Below are 14,592 nucleotides of genomic sequence, written 5' to 3'. Positions count from 1 at the left end.
GGGACTGGAGGGGCGGGGCCGGGCGGCGTCACACAGCCTCACGCGGCCTCACGCGTTCGGCCCAAGAGCCGTACCTGAGAGAATGGCCGCATGGCCTCAGACCGTCCTCGCGCCCTGTCCGGAATCCAGCCCACCGCCGGCTCCTTCCACCTCGGCAACTACCTCGGCGCCGTCCGCCAGTACGTCGCCCTCCAGGAGTCCCACGACGCCTTCTACATGGTCGTGGACCTGCACGCCATCACGGTGCCGCAGGACCCGGGGGCCCTGCGGCAGAACACCCGGCTCGCCGCCGCGCAGCTGCTCGCCGCCGGGCTCGACCCGCAGCGGTGCACGCTCTTCGTGCAGAGCCACGTCCCCGAGCACGCACAGCTCGGCTGGGTCATGAACTGCGTCACAGGGTTCGGCGAGGCCTCCCGGATGACGCAGTTCAAGGACAAGTCCGCCAAGCAGGGCGCCGACCGCACCACCGTCGGCCTCTTCACCTACCCGATCCTCCAGGTCGCCGACATCCTGCTGTACCAGGCGGACTCCGTCCCGGTGGGTGAGGACCAGCGCCAGCACATCGAGCTGACCCGGGACCTCGCCGAGCGGTTCAACAGCCGCTTCGGGCACACCTTCACCGTCCCCTCGCCGCACATCGTCAAGGAGACGGCGAAGATCTACGACCTCCAGGACCCCTCGGCGAAGATGAGCAAGTCGGCGTCCACGCCCAAGGGCCTCATCAACCTCCTGGACGAGCCCAGGGCCACCGCCAAAAAGGTGAGGAGCGCGGTCACCGACACCGGCTCGGAGATCGTCTTCGACGCGCGGAACAAGCCGGGCGTGAGCAATCTGCTGACCATCTTCTCCACGCTGACCGGCACATCCATCGCCGACCTGGAGGCCCGCTACGCCGGCAAGGGGTACGGGGCGCTCAAGACCGATCTCGCGGACGTCATGGTCGAATTCGTCACACCCTTCAAGGAGCGGACGCAGGCCTATCTGGAGGACCCGGAGACCCTGGACTCCATCCTCGCGGCCGGCGCGGAGAAGGCCAGGGCCGTCGCCGCGGAGACGCTCGCGGCGGCCTACGACAGGATCGGCTTCCTGCCCGCCAAGCACTGAGGCGGCGTTCGGCCGGACGGTCCGATCGGGCGCCGGAGGCGCGAGCCGGCGCCCGAGCGGGTATATCAACCGGTGCCGGAGGAGAACCGGCACCCGGCCGGACGGCATTCGGCGTATCCGGCGGCGCCCGGCAGCCCTGAACGGGCGTACCGGACACCCCGGCACCGGCCGGTCAGCGCCCGCCATGCACCGAAACGTCCGGCGATCACGGACACTGGTCAGGAAGCCCGTACGAGAGTCACACTGGCGGGCGGCCCGGCCGGGGACCGACAAGTCCGGACGAACAGCCGAAAGCGAGGAGATCGATGTGGGGACCGTAACGCTCGGCGTTTCGATCGCGGTCCCGGAGCCGTACGGCAGCCTGCTCCAGCGGCAGCGCGCGAGCTTCGGGGACCCCGCCGCACAGGGCATCCCCACACACGTGACCCTTCTGCCGCCCACCGTGGTGGAGGCCGGGGCGCTGCCCGTGGTGGAGGCGCACCTGGCAGCCGTGGCCGCGGCGGGCCGGCCGTTCCCGATGCGGCTGTCCGGCACCGGCACGTTCCGGCCGCTGTCGCCGGTCGTCTTCGTCCAGGTCGTGGAGGGCGGCTCGGCCTGCACCTGGCTGCAGAAGCGGGTGCGGGGCGCGTCGGGTCCGCTCGTACGCGAGCTCCAGTTCCCGTACCACCCGCATGTGACCGTCGCGCACGGCATCGCCGAGGAGGCGATGGACCGGGCGTACGAGGAGCTGTCGGAGTTCGAGGCGGCGTGGGCCTGCACCTCGTTCGCCCTCTACGAGCAGGGCGAGGACGAGATCTGGCGCAAGCTGCGCGAGTACGCGTTCGGCGGGACCGAGACGCACGGCGTGCCTCCCCAGAGCGCGCCGCACCGCCGCGCCCCGGTCCGCCGGTAGCGTCCGGGCGGCTTCCGCGCCGGACCGCCGGAAAACCCGAAAGGCGGGTGCGCCGGAAAAGCGGGTGCGCGCCCCTCGCCCCTTGACATGCTGGGATCATGAATCATCCGCAAGACCCCACGCCCGGCCCCTCCGACGGGCCGGAGGACTGGATCACCACGCCCGTCACCGCGGACCTCCTGCGCGGCGCGCTCGACCTGGAGCGCACCGAGCACGGCCTGCTCCCGCACCGGCTGCCCGCCCCGGCCCGCGCGCAGAACACCGACGGGCAGCTGGCCATGGCGGAGGCCCAGCCCTCCGGCGTGCGGCTGGTGTTCCGCACCCGCGCCACCGCCGTCGAACTGGACGCGCTGCGCACCAAGACGGAGTACGCGGGCGTCCCGCCCCGCCCCGACGGCGTCTACGACCTGCTGGTGGACCGCCGCCCGGCCGGCCGGGCGAGCGCGCCGGGCGGCAACGTCCTGATGATCGACATGACGGCCGGGACCGCCGAGACGCGGCCGGGCCCGGTCGGCACCGTACGGTTCGCGGGCCTGCCCGACCGGGTGAAGGACGTCGAGATCTGGCTGCCGTACAACGAGGCCACCCAGCTCGTCGCGCTGCGCACCGACGCGCCCGTCGAGCCGGTGGAGCCGGGGGAGCGTCCGGTGTGGCTCCACCACGGCAGCTCGATCAGCCACGGCTCCAACGCCGCGAGCCCCACCACGACCTGGCCCGCCTTGGCCGCGTCCCTCGGCGGCGCCGAACTGCTCAACCTCGGATTCGGCGGCGGCGCGCTGCTCGACCCGTTCACGGCCCGCGCCCTGCGGGACACGCCCGCGGACCTGATCAGCGTCAAGATCGGGATCAACGTGGTCAACGCCGACCTGATGCGGCTGCGCGCGTTCGGCCCGGCCGTGCACGGCTTCCTCGACGCCGTCCGCGAGGGGCACCCCGACACACCGCTGCTGGTCGTCTCGGCGCTCTACTGCCCCATCCACGAGGACACCCCGGGCCCGAGCGTGCCGGACTTCAGCGGTCTGAGCACCGGGAACCTGCGGTTTCGCGCGGCGGGCGACCCGGCCGAGCGCACCGCGGGCAAGCTGACCCTCAACGTGATCCGCGACGAGCTCTCCCGCATCGTGCGGCAGCGCGCCGCCGACGACCCCCGGCTCGGCTACCTCGACGGCCGCGACCTCTACGGCGAGGCCGACTTCGCGGAGCTTCCGCTGCCCGACGAACTCCACCCGGACGCCGCCGCGCACCAGCGCATCGGCGAGCGCTTCGCCCGGCTGGCCTTCGGCCCCGGCGGACGGTTCGCGGCGCCGGGCGCCCCTGGCGCGGTCAGTCCGCCAGCACAGCCCGGTACAGCGGGGCCGGCAGGAGCCTGAGCGCTCCCGCCACCAGGCGCAGCCGCTCGGGCACGTACACCGTGCCGGAGCGGCGGCGCAGCCCCAGCTCGATCGCCTTCGCCACCTCCTCGGGCGTGGTCGACGGCGTCCCGCGCGGCGGACGCGGAGCGCTCTCCCGCCGCTGCCCGTCTCCCCGCGCGTCGCCGGGCGCGGTGGCCGCCGGCCCGCGTACGTCCCCCGGCCGTACGGTCATGACCTGCACGCCCGTGCCGTCCATCGCGTCCCGCAGGCCCTGCGTGAACGTGTCGAGCCCGGCCTTGCTCGAACCGTAGATGAAGTCGGCGCGGCGGGCCCGCTCGCCCGCCACGGAGGACAGCACCACCAGCGCGCCGTGCCCCTGCCCCTGCATCGCGCCCGCGCACACCAGGGCCGCCGAGAGCGCCCCCGTGTAGTTGGTCTCCGCGACCCGGACGGCGGACAGCGGGGCGGCCTCGTCGTGCTCCTGGTCACCGGTGATGCCGAAGGCGAGCAGCACCAGGTCGATGTCGCCCTCGGCGAAGACCTTGCCGAGCGCCTCCTCGTGGGAGGCCGGGTCGAGCGCGTCGAAGGCGACCGTGCGCACCCGGACACCGCCGCAGCGCAGCGCGCGCAGGTCCGCCGCCGCCGCGTCGAGCGCGGGCGAGGGCCGCCCGGCCAGCCACACCGAGCGGGTGCGGCGCGCGACGAGCCTGCGGACGGTGGCCAGCCCGATGGCCGAGGTGCCGCCGAGGACCAGCACGGACTGCGGGGCGCCGAATGCGTCCTTCATGGGAGAACTCCTGACTCCTCGGGGCGAGGACGGGAAGCGGGGCGGAAGAAAGGAGAGGACGGAGGGGAGGGAGAGGATGGAGGGGACGGAGGGGAAGGGGCGATGGGCCCGTGGTCAGAGCGCGAGGCGGCGTGCCAGGTCGGACGTGAAGGTCCCGCCAGGGTCGAACTCCGCCCGCAGCGCCCGGAAGCGGTCGAGGCGGGGATACATCACCGCAAGCAGCTCGGGCCGCATACGGGCGTCCTGGGCGAGGGCGACGCGCCCGCCCTTGCGCGCGCCCTCCTCGTCCAGCTCGTCGAGGAAGCGGCCGAGGCCCTTCGCGCTCGCGGGGATGTCGAGCGCGAGGGCCCAGCCGGGCAGGGGGAAGGACAGCAGGCCGCTGCCCGGGTCGCCGAGGCGCTGGAGCGTCGCAGAGGGCACGGGGACGCCCCGGCGCGCCACGGCCCGCGCGATCCGGTGGAGCGCGTCCTCGTGGCCGAGGCCGACGGCGCACTCGTACCGTACGAAACCGCTGCGGCCGTACGCGCGGTCCAGCCGGGGCAGCGGGGCGGGCGGCCGGGTCAGCGGGCGCAGCCCCCGGGTCCTGCGCTGCGGCGCCGCGCGGAACCGCAGGGTGTTCAGGGCCCGTACGGCCCCGGTGCCCAGCAGCCCGTCCGGCACCAGCCCGGCGGGCACCACGGGCAGTCGCGAGGCGCGCAGGGCCAGAGCGGGCGGCACGGAGCCTGCGACGAACCCCGGGTACGCCCTGTGGTGTCCGCGGGCACGCGCGGGGAGCGCGTCGAGCGGTACGTGGAGCGCGCGGGTCAGCACCCCGCGCCCGAGGGCGGGGCCGGGCGCCAGCAGGTCGAGCCAGGCGGTGGACGACCGGTATCTGCGGCCGGTCGACGCGAGGCGGGAGAGCAGGTCGTCCAGGCAGGACACGCGCTCGGTGTCGACGGCCAGCAGGGCGGTGTCGACGCGGCGCAGCCGTACCGCGACGGACAGGATCACGCCCGTGAGGCCGAGCCCGCCGGCCGTGGCGTCGAACAGCGGCGTGCCGGGGACAACCGTACGGACACCGCCGTCGGCGGTCAGCAGCTCGAACGAGGCGACGTGCCGGGCGAACGACCCCGAGACGCGGTGGTCGCCGCCGTGCAGGTCGGCCGCGAGCGCGCCGCCGACGGTCGCCCCGCCGGACCCGGCGGGCGCCGGCCGTGCGGGGAGCAGGGGAAGGGACCAGCCGAGCGGCAGCAGTGTCTGGGCCAGTCGCCGCAGCCGTACCCCCGCGTCGCACAGGACGACCCCCGCGTCGGCGTCGACGGCGCGGACGCGGTCCAGGCCCGTCAGGTCGATGACGGTGCCGCCCGCGTTGCGTGCCGCGTCGCCGTGCGCGAGCCCGAGGCCGCGCGCCACACAACCGCGCCCGCCGGGTGCGCCACCCGCGCGCACGGCCGCCGCGACCTCCTCGGGCGAGCGGGGGCGGGCCAGCAGTGCGGTGGTGGGGGGGGTCCTGCCGCGCCCGGTCAGCGACCCGAAGTCGAAGTCGAGGCCGGAGCCCGGGCCGGAGTCGTCGCCGGGTTCGGGGCCGGTTTCGAGGTCGGAGTCGAGCGGACCTGACGGACGCGGTCCGCCGTCGGGCGCGTCGTCGGATGCGGCGGATGCGTCAGAGGTCTCGGCAGCCATAGGGGCGACGGTATAGCCCCAAAGTGACCGTAATGCGCAGTTTGATGCGGTAGTCGCGGTACTCGTATAAACAGGCGGATCACGCGAGCGGACCACCGGACGGGCTGCCGAGTGCGCCGTCGACCGAGTCACCTCGGGGGCCCGGAGCGGGCTCGGACCGGCCCGGAGCGGCCCGGACCGGCCCCGGTCCCGGTCCCGGGGCCGGCCCGGAGCGTGTCGCCGGGGCGGCCCCCGTGACCGTGACCACTGCATCCGCGATCCGGGGGTAGATCTCCTTCATGGACTGGCTGAAAAAACTCCCCGTCATCGGCCCGTTCGTCGCCCGGCTGATGCAGACGCACGCCTGGCGCTCGTACGAGACGCTCGACCGGGTGCACTGGATGCGGCTCGCCGCCGCCATCACGTTCCTGAGCTTCATCGCACTGTTCCCGCTGATCACCGTGGGCGCCGCGATCGGCGCCGTGCTGCTCAGCGAGGGCCAGCTCAATCACCTCCAGAAGACCATCTCCAACCAGGTCCCCGGCATCTCCGACCAGCTGAACCTCCACTCCCTCGTCAACAACGCGGGCACGGTCGGCGTGGTCGCGGGCGCACTGCTGCTGTTCACGGGCATCGGCTGGATCGGGAACATGCGGGAGTCCCTGCGGGCCGTCTGGGAGATGGACGAGAAGCCCGAGGAGAACCCGATCGTGCTGAAGGCGAAGGACGGGCTCGTCCTCGTCGGCCTCGGCGCGATGGGACTCGCCTCCCTCGGCGCCTCCGGCTTCGGCTCGACGGCGATCGGCTGGACGGCGCGGCACATCGGCATCCCGGAGAACGGAGCCGGCGGCGTGCTGCTCCAGGCGGGCTCCCTCCTCGTGGCGGTGCTCGCGGACTTCCTGCTCCTGCTGTACGTGCTGACGCTGCTCCCGCGCGTCAAGCCGCAGCGGCGGCGGCTGATGGTGGCGGCGCTGATCGGCTCGGTCGGCTTCGAGGTACTCAAGCTGCTGCTCGGCAGCTACATCAGGAGCGTCGCGGGGAAGTCGATGTACGGCGCGTTCGGCACGCCCGTCGCCCTGCTGCTGTGGATCAACTTCATGGCCAGGCTGCTGCTGGTGTGCGCGGCCTGGACGGCGACGCCGAGCAAGGACGAGCCGAGCAGGATCGAACTGAACCGGCTCGAGGCGGAGGAACGCGAGCGCGAGAAGGCGGAGGCGGAGGCGGAGGCCGAGGCGGAAGGCGGGGCCTAGGCGCGGGGCCGGCCCGCGGAAGCGGGGCCGCGCCACCGCTGCTCCCGCTGCCGCCACGGTCCCCGCTGCTCCCGCTGCCGCCGCTGCTCCCGCGCGGGCGGCGCGTGTCGCGCGTCAGGCGCGCGGGCGGCGCGGCCAGCGGCGGTTGACGAAGTAGGCGCCGACGGCGAGCACGACCAGGACGCCGCCGATGATGGCGAGCGCGGTGGTGCCCACACCGGCCGAGTTCTGGGCCGTCGCCTCGGCAGGCCGCGCGGAACGGCTTCCTCCGGGGCTCTTCGAGGCGCCCGCCTGCTTGGCGTCGGACGAGGCGGACTTCGGCGGCACGAGCTTGCCGACCGGGGTCACCTTGCCGTCGGCCGCGAAGCCCCAGTCGAGGAGCGAGGCCGCTTCCTTGTAGACGGCGTTCTGCTCCGTGGAGGAGGGGTTCATGACGGTGACGAGGATGACGTGGCCGTTCTTGTCCCGCTGCGCGACGCCGGTGTAGGTGTTGCCCGCGTTGGTGGTGTAGCCGTTCTTCACGCCCGCGAGACCCGGGTACGGCGTCATGCCGTCGGCGCCCGTCAGCAGGCGGTCGGTGTTCTGGATCTGGAAGGTCGCCCGCTTCTTGCCCTTCTTCTGGTCACCGGGGAACTGGGCCGTGGCCGTGGAGCAGTACTGCCGGAAGTCCTTGTTCTGGAGCCCGGCGCGGGCGAACAGGCTGAGGTCGTACGCGCTGGAGACCTGCCCCGCCTTGTCGTAGCCGTCCGGGGTGACGACGTGCGTGTCCAGCGCCTGGAGGTCGTCCGCGTGCCGCTGCATGTCCTTGACGGTGTTGGCGACACCCCCGTTCATCGAGGACAGGACGTGCACGGCGTCGTTGCCCGAGCGCAGGAAGACGCCGAGCCACAGGTCGCGGACCGAGTAGGTCTCGTTCTCCTTGACGCCCACGAGGCTGCTGCCCGCGCCCATGCCCTGGAGGTCGGCGGCGGCGACCCGGTGCTGCTCGCCGCTCGGCAGCTTGGGCAGCAGGGTGTCCGCGAACAGCATCTTCAGCGTGGAGGCGGGAGGCAGCCGCCAGTGCGCGTTGTGCGCCGCGAGCACGTCGCCGCTCTCCGCGTCGGAGACGATCCAGGACCGCCCGGTCAGCTGCTTCGGCAGCGCGGGAGCGCCGCCCGCCAGGGAGACCTGGGTGCCCGCGAGGCCGAGGCGCGCACCGCCCACATGGGACATGGCGGCGGGCGGCTGGGGCGGTTTGGCGCCCGCCGCGTCCGCCCTCGCGCCCGCCAGGGCGGGGGACGCGGCCAGGGCGGGCAGCAGGGCGGCTGAGAGGACCGTCACCACGGTCTTTTTCAAGGCAGGCACGACCGAGAACGTACAGGGCGAAGCTGCGGGTTTCGATAGGGAAGGTGACAAGGAACACCCGCCGCGACCCCGGCGCCGGAGTGGGGACGCGGACGGCAATACTGGAGTCATGAAGCTCAGTCGGCCGGTGTCCTGGTTCCTGCTCGCCTTCGGAGTCTGGAGCTGGTTCATCTGGATCACTTTCGCTAAGAACCTGTGGCAGGACGGGAGCGGCCTCGCCTTCGACGACGCCGGCCACCCGACCGCCTACTTCTGGGTCCACCTTCTGCTGGCCATCGCGTCCTTTCTCCTGGGGACGGCGATCGGAGTAATCGGGTTCCGGGGCCTGCGGGCCCTGGCAGGGGACCGGACGGGAGCCCCGGGGACCTCCGGCGCCCCGGACGCGGCGGACGCCCCGGGCTCGCCCGACGGCCTGGCGGCCCCCGCCTCCCGGGGCGGTCGCGGAGCCGCCTGAGACCGGACAGAGCGGGCCCCGGCGGAGAGGCACGGGGATTCATCCTTCAGTGGCACGGGCCACACGCCACGGTCCACAAGTCACGGGTCGTGAGACCACGAGCCGCGAGACCACGAGCCGTCCGCCGCTCTTGCCGCCGGCAGCCGGTGGTCTACCGCCGATGCCCGATGCCCGACGCCCGCAGAGGACGCCACCCCTTCCGTCCCGCTCCTCCAACTCACCGGCGGCGGGCGGCGCGAGGAACGCCCGCATCGAAATATGTGAAGGCGCTGTGAGCGTGCGCGCTCGTCACGGGGCGGAGCCGGTCCGTGGCCGGAGCGCCGTCCGGACCGGCGCCCGTGGGGCGCGTCGTGCCGATGGGGCGGGCGTAACGGTTGTGGAGTCGGCGTGCCCGAGGCATGATGCGGGGCGACACGGACGTGCGTTTCGGCCGGGGTCGGGCGGGCGAGCGTGCAATTGACCGGACTCCCGCCCGTGTGACCCCAATCGTTACTTCCACTTGTGAAGCTGGTGTGATTGGGTTGCGCCATCGCGGTCCGGGGTGGGCGTGAAATACGAGGGGCACAGCGAACATGCGGTCGATCCGTCTCCGAATACTGGTTACCTGTGTGGTGCTGGCGATCATTGGCGTAGGCGGGTGGCAGCTCCTCCCGTCCGGGGACGACGGAGAGAAGCCGATCACGGTCGGCACGACCGACATCGTCAGCTCGCTCGACCCGGCGGGTGCCTATGACGCCGGTTCCTGGGCCCTGTTCAACAACATCTACCAGTCGCTGCTGACCTTCAAGCCCAGCTCGACCGTCCCGAGCGGCGACGCCGCGCAGCACTGCGGGTTCGTGGGCACCGACCTGATGACGTACAGCTGCACCCTCCGCAGCGGGATCACCTTCTCCAACGGCGACAAGATGACCGGCGCCGATGTCGCGTTCTCCATCAACCGCGTGCTGCACATCAAGAACGCCCAGGGGCCCTGGCCGCTGCTCTCCACGATGAAGACGGTCCAGGCCAGCGGACGCACCGTGACGTTCCATCTCAAGACGCCCGACGCGACCTTCCCCTCGAAGCTCGCGACCGGCGCGGGCGCGATCGTCGACAGCAAGCAGTACCCGGCCGGCAAGCTCCGCACGGGCGACACCGCCGTGGGCTCGGGGCCGTACCTGCTGAAGGCGTACCGGCCCGGCGTCTCCGCGACGCTCGTACCGAACCCCTCGTACCACGGTGCCGTCGAGAAGGCGGGCTCTCCCGTCGACGTGGCGTACTTCAAGACGTCCGACGACCTCAACAAGGCGTGGCAGGACAAGAAGCTCGACGTCACGCACCGGCAGATGCCGCCGTCCGTGGTCGCCAAGGTCGACGCGAGCTCCAACGACATGCACGTCACGGAGGCCGCGAGCGCCGAGATCCGCAACATGGTCTTCAACGTCCGCAAGAGCTCGCCGATGGGCAGCACCGCGGTGCGCCGGGCCGTCGCCACGATCATCGACCGGAGCAAGATCACCGCGAACGTGTACGACTCGACCGTCGAGCCGCTGTACTCGCTGGTGCCGCAGGGCATCACCTCGCACAGCACCCCGTTCTTCGACACCTACCCGAAGCCCGACGTCGGCAAGGCCAAGTCCCTGCTGGAGGACGCGGGGATACACACACCGGTGTCCTTCTCGCTGGCCTACTCGCCGAGCGGGGCCGCGTCCCAGGAGGCGGCGGAGATCCGCAGCCAGCTGGAGGCCACGGGGCTGTTCAAGGTGAAGGTGATCAGCAAGGAGTGGAAGGCGTTCCAGGAGGGCTACGCCGCCGGTGACTTCGACGCCTACACGATCGGCTGGCTGCCCGACTACCCGGACCCGGACAACTTCGTCGCGCCGCTGGTGGGCGCCGACAACACGTTCCAGAACGGGTTCTCGAACACGCAGATCAACAACCTGATCACGCAGACCCAGAGGTACAGCCAGCGCGGCCAGGCGTCCGACGACTTCCAGACGGTGCAGAAGCTGGTCGCAGACGACGTGCCGCTGCTGCCGCTGTGGCAGAAGAAGGACTACGTCCTCAGCACGGAGAGCATCACCGGTTCCCAGTACCTCTCGGACGGCACCGGCATCTGGCGCCTGTGGGAGCTCGGCCGCATCTGACGGGCACGGGCCCGTCGCCCCGCCCCGGGGCCGGGTTCAGGAATCGCCGCGGTCCGCGCGCTGCTTGCGCGCGACTGCGGCTCCCGCCATTCCCGGCAGGAAGTCCGTGAACAGTTCGTGGACCTCCCGCACGAGCGGCCGCAGCGCCCGGAACCGGAACAGTGCCACGCCCCGGGCCGTCAGCCGTGCGCCGCGGTCGGCGAGGCGCCGGCTGCGCTCGCTGCCCTCCGAGCGGTCGAAGACCCAGTACAGCACCAGGCCCATCTGCGAGAGCCACATCAACTCCGGCAGCACGTCGGCCAGTTCGTCCGCGACCTTCGCCCTGGAGCCGGCCAGCACCTCCCGGTGCACGGAGATCGCCGCCTGCCGCGCGTGCTCCGACTCCGGGGAGAACGGGCTGAGCGGACTCTCCGGATCGGCGGCGTTCTTGAAGAACTGCGCGGCGAACTCGTGGTACGGCGCGGCGATGTCGAGCCATACGTTCAGCACCCCCGCCATGCGCGCCTCAAGGCCCTTCTCCCGGTCGAGCACGGGCCGCACGGCCTCCTGGTGCTCCGCCGCGATCCGGTCGTAGAAGCCCTGGACGAGGTGTTCCTTGGAGGAGAAGTAGTAGTACGCGTTGCCGACCGAGACGCCCGCCTCCTTGGCGATGGCGCGCATCGTCGTCCTGTCGTACCCGCGCTCCTGGAAGAGGCGCAGCGCCGTCTCCAGGATGAGCGTGCGCGTCTGCTCGCTCTTGGGGGCTCGCGCGGCCCCGGTGCGCGCCCGGCTCCCGGCGGGGCGGGAGGCGCTCCCCGCCGCCTCCCGAGTGCCGCCCCCGGCCTCCGCGGCCTCTGCGGCCTCTGCGGCCTTTCCGGGCCCCCCCCCCGCCCCCCCCGCCCCCGGGGCGGGGCCCCCCCCGGCGGGGGGCGCCGGGGGGGGGGGGGGGGCGCGGGGGGGGGCGCGGGGGGGGGGGGGGGGGGGGGCGGTGTGCGCGGGGGGCGCGGGGGGCCCGGGGGGGGGGCGGCGGGGGGTGGTCACGGCATCAGGGTGGGGGCCTGCCGGCGTTCGGCGAGGCCGCGCCGCCGGATCTTGCCGAGTACATAGACGTTGCCGAGGTGCAGCACGCCGAGGACGAGCAGGACGACGCCGAGCTTCAGCGAGACCGTCTCGACCAGCTCCCTGACGTCGGCGACACCCCCGGAGTCCCTCAGATAGAGCGCGATGAAGCCGAGGTTGACCAGGTAGAAGCCGACCACCAGCAGATGGTTCACGGCCTCCGCGAGCTTCTCGTCCCCTCCGAGGACATCGGCCAGGAAGATCAGGCCGTTCCTGCTGAGCGTCCTCGCGACCCACATGGTGAGTCCGACGCTGACGGCTGTGTAGACCACGTACGCGACAACGGTGAGATCCATCCCCGCCCCCTCATTTGAACACGTTCGAAAACCTGACAGCTGGACTGTAGCGGCTTTTTTGAACACGTTCAATAAGCTTCCGATCGCGGCGAGGCGCCTCCACAGGCCGCCGTATTGCGCGTACGCCTGCTTACGGAGAGTGCCTCACCCGCTGCACACTGGCCGCATGGCATCCGCTTTCCTGGCCGAGGGCGCCCCCGTGCCGGTCGCCGCGACGGCTGTACGAGCCGAACTCACCCGAGGGGACGGCGCGTCGGGCGCTTCCGTCCCCGCGCCGGGTGTCCGGGTGGCCGCCCTCCTGCTCACGGAAGGGGGCGTGGTCGCGCGCGAGGAGGCGGGGACCTCGGCCGAGGTGGACCTGCGGACGCTGCCCGTGGACGTGGCACGCGTCCTGTTCCCGGTGCCGGCCGGGGGCCGCGCGCCCGGCCTGCGGCTGCGGCTGCTGCGCGCCGGGGACGCCGCCGAACTCGTCTCTCTCGCGCTCCCGCCCGACACGCGGTGCGGGGGCGGCGAACTCTTCCGCGCGGACGGCCGGTGGTGCTTCCGCGCCGCGCCGTCCGAGGAGCCGCCCGGCGCGGCGGCGGACGCTGCGGTGCCCGGTCCGCCGTCCGGGGCACGGGAGCCCCGGGTGCCCTCCCAGGGCCTGCCTCCCGCCGCGGAGAGCGACGGCGGGCTCCTGCCGCCCGCGGTCGCCCGCAGGCTCGCGCTGCGCCGGGAGCAGGTCGCCGTGAGCCTCGTGAAGTACGGTGCGGCCGGAGCGGACGTGCGCGTCGTCCTCGTCCTCGACGCGTCCGGTGCCATGGCCCTGCGGTACCTGGACGTCGCCGTCGCCGACATCGTCGAGCGCACGGCCGCCGTGGCCGCCGTACTCGCCGGCGGGCGCATGCCGGCGTGGACCTTCGCCTCCCATCCCGCGCGGCTGCCGGACTGCGTGCTCGACGCTCTGCCGGAGTGGTTGCGGCTCCATGTGCGGGCGGGGCAGCTGGCGTTCCTCGGCAGGCCCCGGCGGCGGGGGGGGGGGCTGCGCCCCGGCCAGATCGACATGCGCTCCGTCGGCGTGCACAACGAGGAGCACAAGGCCATCGCCGCGGTACGCGCGTACGTCAGGCAGGAGCCCGCGGCCGTGCCCACCCTCGTCGTCTTCGTCTCCGCCGGGGGCGTGCACCGCAACGCCGAGATAGAGCGCCAGTTGGCCGAGGGCGTGGACGAACCGGTGTTCTGGCAGTTCGTCGGGCTGGGCCGGGCGGCGGACTACGGCGTGCTGGCCCGTCTCGGCGCGCAGGACGGCGAACTCCCCGGCAACGCGGGCTTCTTCGCCGTGGACGACATCACCCGCACTTCCGACGCGGAGCTGTACGACCGCCTGCTGTGCGCCTTCCCCGCCTGGCTCGCCGCGGCCCGCCGCTCGGGCGTGGTCGACTGACGCGGACGGGCCCGCCGCCTCGCACGCGCACGACGCGGGGGCCGCGACGCAGCGTTACCCGGCTCCGGAGCCGCGACGCCGGAGCCGCGACGCCGGGGGCCCTGCCGGGCGCCGCCTCGCGGGCCCGGTCAGACGCTGATCGAGCGCGCGTAGCCGATCTGCCCCATCACGTGCTGGAACGTCATGGGACCCGTCGCGGGCACCATCGTCGCGTGGTGCTTGCCGCCGCTCGTCACCGTGACCTGGACGAAGCCCGTGGTGCTCTTCTCCTTCATCAGCAGGAACAGCAGCCCCAGGAAACAGAACACGAAGAACACGACCGCGAGCACGATCGCGTACGCCGGGATCTTCTCCTCGGTGCGCGACAGGTCCATCGCGTTCCACACCGCTCCGCGCAGCGGCAGCGTGCCGGAAGGCGTCACGATCGTACCGGTGTTGAGAACCGTTATGTCCCCTATCGACACCAGCGGCGAACCTCCCGCGAGCGCCGTAGGACCCTGCGCGCCCGGCCCTTCGGGCGCCCCGGGATACCCGGGACCGAACGGGGCCGGTCCGGCGCCCGGGTACCCGTACCCGGGCGGCTGTCCCGGCGGCGGGCCCCAGGGCCCTCCCGGCCCTCCCGGCGACCCGTAAGTCCCGGCGCCGCCCGGGTCTTTCGCGTACGGATTGGACTCACTCATGTCTCTTCCGCCTCCCCATGCGGTCCCCGCCGCGTGCTGCGCCCGACGGGTCCTGCTGCCGCGTCGGACAAGATCCTGGCACAGAAAAACGCCCGCCCCCGCGTGCGATGCACACGAGGACGGGCGGACTGCTCCCGCGGGCTTC

At 72.9% G+C, this 14,592-nt stretch carries 12 protein-coding genes and 1 pseudogene; 7 read left to right on the top strand and 6 right to left on the bottom strand.

What is annotated here, in order from left to right:
* The first annotated feature begins 90 nt into the window (after positions 1-90).
* From trpS to LCE31_RS10540, 3 genes are all read left to right on the top strand, one after another.
* Positions 91-1,104, top strand: a complete 1,014-nt coding sequence (gene trpS / locus LCE31_RS10550; protein ID WP_225013908.1) for a tryptophan--tRNA ligase — start codon at positions 91-93, stop codon at positions 1,102-1,104.
* 307 nt (positions 1,105-1,411) lie between these two features.
* Positions 1,412-1,996, top strand: coding sequence for a 2'-5' RNA ligase family protein (locus LCE31_RS10545; protein WP_225013907.1), 585 nt, complete (start codon positions 1,412-1,414; stop codon positions 1,994-1,996).
* Between the two features lie 98 nt (positions 1,997-2,094).
* Positions 2,095-3,366 carry a GDSL-type esterase/lipase family protein gene (locus LCE31_RS10540; protein WP_225013906.1) on the top strand — a complete coding sequence of 424 codons (1,272 nt, stop codon included), beginning with the start codon at positions 2,095-2,097 and terminating at the stop codon, positions 3,364-3,366.
* Here LCE31_RS10540 and LCE31_RS10535 read toward each other — a convergent pair.
* Both LCE31_RS10535 and LCE31_RS10530 read right to left on the bottom strand, forming a co-directional pair.
* A complete protein-coding gene (locus tag LCE31_RS10535; protein ID WP_225013905.1) occupies positions 3,320-4,135 on the bottom strand; it encodes an SDR family NAD(P)-dependent oxidoreductase in 816 nt (271 codons plus the stop codon). The genes LCE31_RS10540 and LCE31_RS10535 overlap by 47 nt on opposite strands.
* A gap of 114 nt (positions 4,136-4,249) precedes the next feature.
* Positions 4,250-5,797 (bottom strand): FAD-binding protein, encoded by a 1,548-nt coding sequence (locus tag LCE31_RS10530; protein WP_225013904.1) that lies wholly within the window; start codon positions 5,795-5,797, stop codon positions 4,250-4,252.
* Between the two features lie 278 nt (positions 5,798-6,075).
* Between LCE31_RS10530 and LCE31_RS10525 the strand changes: the two genes are divergently transcribed.
* Positions 6,076-7,026, top strand: a complete 951-nt coding sequence (locus tag LCE31_RS10525) for a YihY/virulence factor BrkB family protein (RefSeq protein ID WP_225013903.1) — start codon at positions 6,076-6,078, stop codon at positions 7,024-7,026.
* 114 nt (positions 7,027-7,140) lie between these two features.
* On the opposite strand, the gene LCE31_RS10520 is transcribed toward LCE31_RS10525, so the two are convergent.
* The gene (locus LCE31_RS10520) at positions 7,141-8,370 is read right to left on the bottom strand and encodes a D-alanyl-D-alanine carboxypeptidase family protein (RefSeq protein ID WP_308042238.1); all 1,230 of its coding nucleotides are present in this window, start codon (positions 8,368-8,370) and stop codon (positions 7,141-7,143) included.
* A gap of 109 nt (positions 8,371-8,479) precedes the next feature.
* On the opposite strand from LCE31_RS10520, the pseudogene LCE31_RS10515 reads away from it, so the two are divergent.
* Positions 8,480-8,719, top strand: a pseudogene (locus LCE31_RS10515) (SCO4848 family membrane protein); the annotation flags it as partial.
* A gap of 677 nt (positions 8,720-9,396) precedes the next feature.
* Positions 9,397-10,950 carry an ABC transporter substrate-binding protein gene (locus tag LCE31_RS10510; protein ID WP_225013901.1) on the top strand — a complete coding sequence of 518 codons (1,554 nt, stop codon included), beginning with the start codon at positions 9,397-9,399 and terminating at the stop codon, positions 10,948-10,950.
* 36 nt (positions 10,951-10,986) lie between these two features.
* Here LCE31_RS10510 and LCE31_RS10505 read toward each other — a convergent pair whose 3' ends face one another.
* Both LCE31_RS10505 and LCE31_RS10500 read right to left on the bottom strand, forming a co-directional pair.
* Positions 10,987-11,664, bottom strand: a complete 678-nt coding sequence (locus LCE31_RS10505) for a TetR family transcriptional regulator (protein WP_225013910.1) — start codon at positions 11,662-11,664, stop codon at positions 10,987-10,989.
* Positions 11,665-11,966: 302 nt separating this feature from the next.
* Entirely contained in the window at positions 11,967-12,344 is a 378-nt protein-coding gene (locus tag LCE31_RS10500; protein ID WP_225013900.1) for a hypothetical protein, read from the bottom strand.
* A 166-nt stretch (positions 12,345-12,510) separates the two neighbouring features.
* On the opposite strand from LCE31_RS10500, the gene LCE31_RS10495 reads away from it, so the two are divergent.
* Positions 12,511-13,767: a VWA domain-containing protein gene (locus tag LCE31_RS10495; RefSeq protein ID WP_225013899.1), complete on the top strand. Its 1,257-nt coding sequence runs from the start codon at positions 12,511-12,513 to the stop codon at positions 13,765-13,767.
* A 128-nt stretch (positions 13,768-13,895) separates the two neighbouring features.
* On the opposite strand, the gene LCE31_RS10490 is transcribed toward LCE31_RS10495, so the two are convergent.
* Positions 13,896-14,447, bottom strand: coding sequence for a hypothetical protein (locus tag LCE31_RS10490; RefSeq protein WP_225013898.1), 552 nt, complete (start codon positions 14,445-14,447; stop codon positions 13,896-13,898).
* Between the last annotated feature and the right edge of the window lie 145 nt (positions 14,448-14,592).

The organism is Streptomyces sp. 8L, from assembly GCF_020176795.1.
Classification (GTDB): Bacteria; Actinomycetota; Actinomycetes; order Streptomycetales; family Streptomycetaceae; genus Streptomyces.
Note: the sequence above shows the minus strand (reverse complement) of the source record. Positions and strands in the feature narration are given on the sequence as shown.

Bases quoted from the DNA above. Each gene is read 5' to 3' on its own strand.
- trpS (WP_225013908.1), top strand. From the start codon at position 91: ATGGCCTCAGACCGTCCTCGCGCCCTGTCCGGAATCCAGCCCACCGCC.
- LCE31_RS10540 (WP_225013906.1), top strand. From the start codon at position 2,095: ATGAATCATCCGCAAGACCCCACGCCCGGCCCCTCCGACGGGCCGGAG.
- LCE31_RS10535 (WP_225013905.1), bottom strand. From the start codon at position 4,135: ATGAAGGACGCATTCGGCGCCCCGCAGTCCGTGCTGGTCCTCGGCGGC.
- LCE31_RS10530 (WP_225013904.1), bottom strand. From the start codon at position 5,797: ATGGCTGCCGAGACCTCTGACGCATCCGCCGCATCCGACGACGCGCCC.
- LCE31_RS10525 (WP_225013903.1), top strand. From the start codon at position 6,076: ATGGACTGGCTGAAAAAACTCCCCGTCATCGGCCCGTTCGTCGCCCGG.
- LCE31_RS10510 (WP_225013901.1), top strand. From the start codon at position 9,397: ATGCGGTCGATCCGTCTCCGAATACTGGTTACCTGTGTGGTGCTGGCG.
- LCE31_RS10500 (WP_225013900.1), bottom strand. From the start codon at position 12,344: ATGGATCTCACCGTTGTCGCGTACGTGGTCTACACAGCCGTCAGCGTC.
- LCE31_RS10495 (WP_225013899.1), top strand. From the start codon at position 12,511: ATGGCATCCGCTTTCCTGGCCGAGGGCGCCCCCGTGCCGGTCGCCGCG.
- LCE31_RS10490 (WP_225013898.1), bottom strand. From the start codon at position 14,447: ATGAGTGAGTCCAATCCGTACGCGAAAGACCCGGGCGGCGCCGGGACT.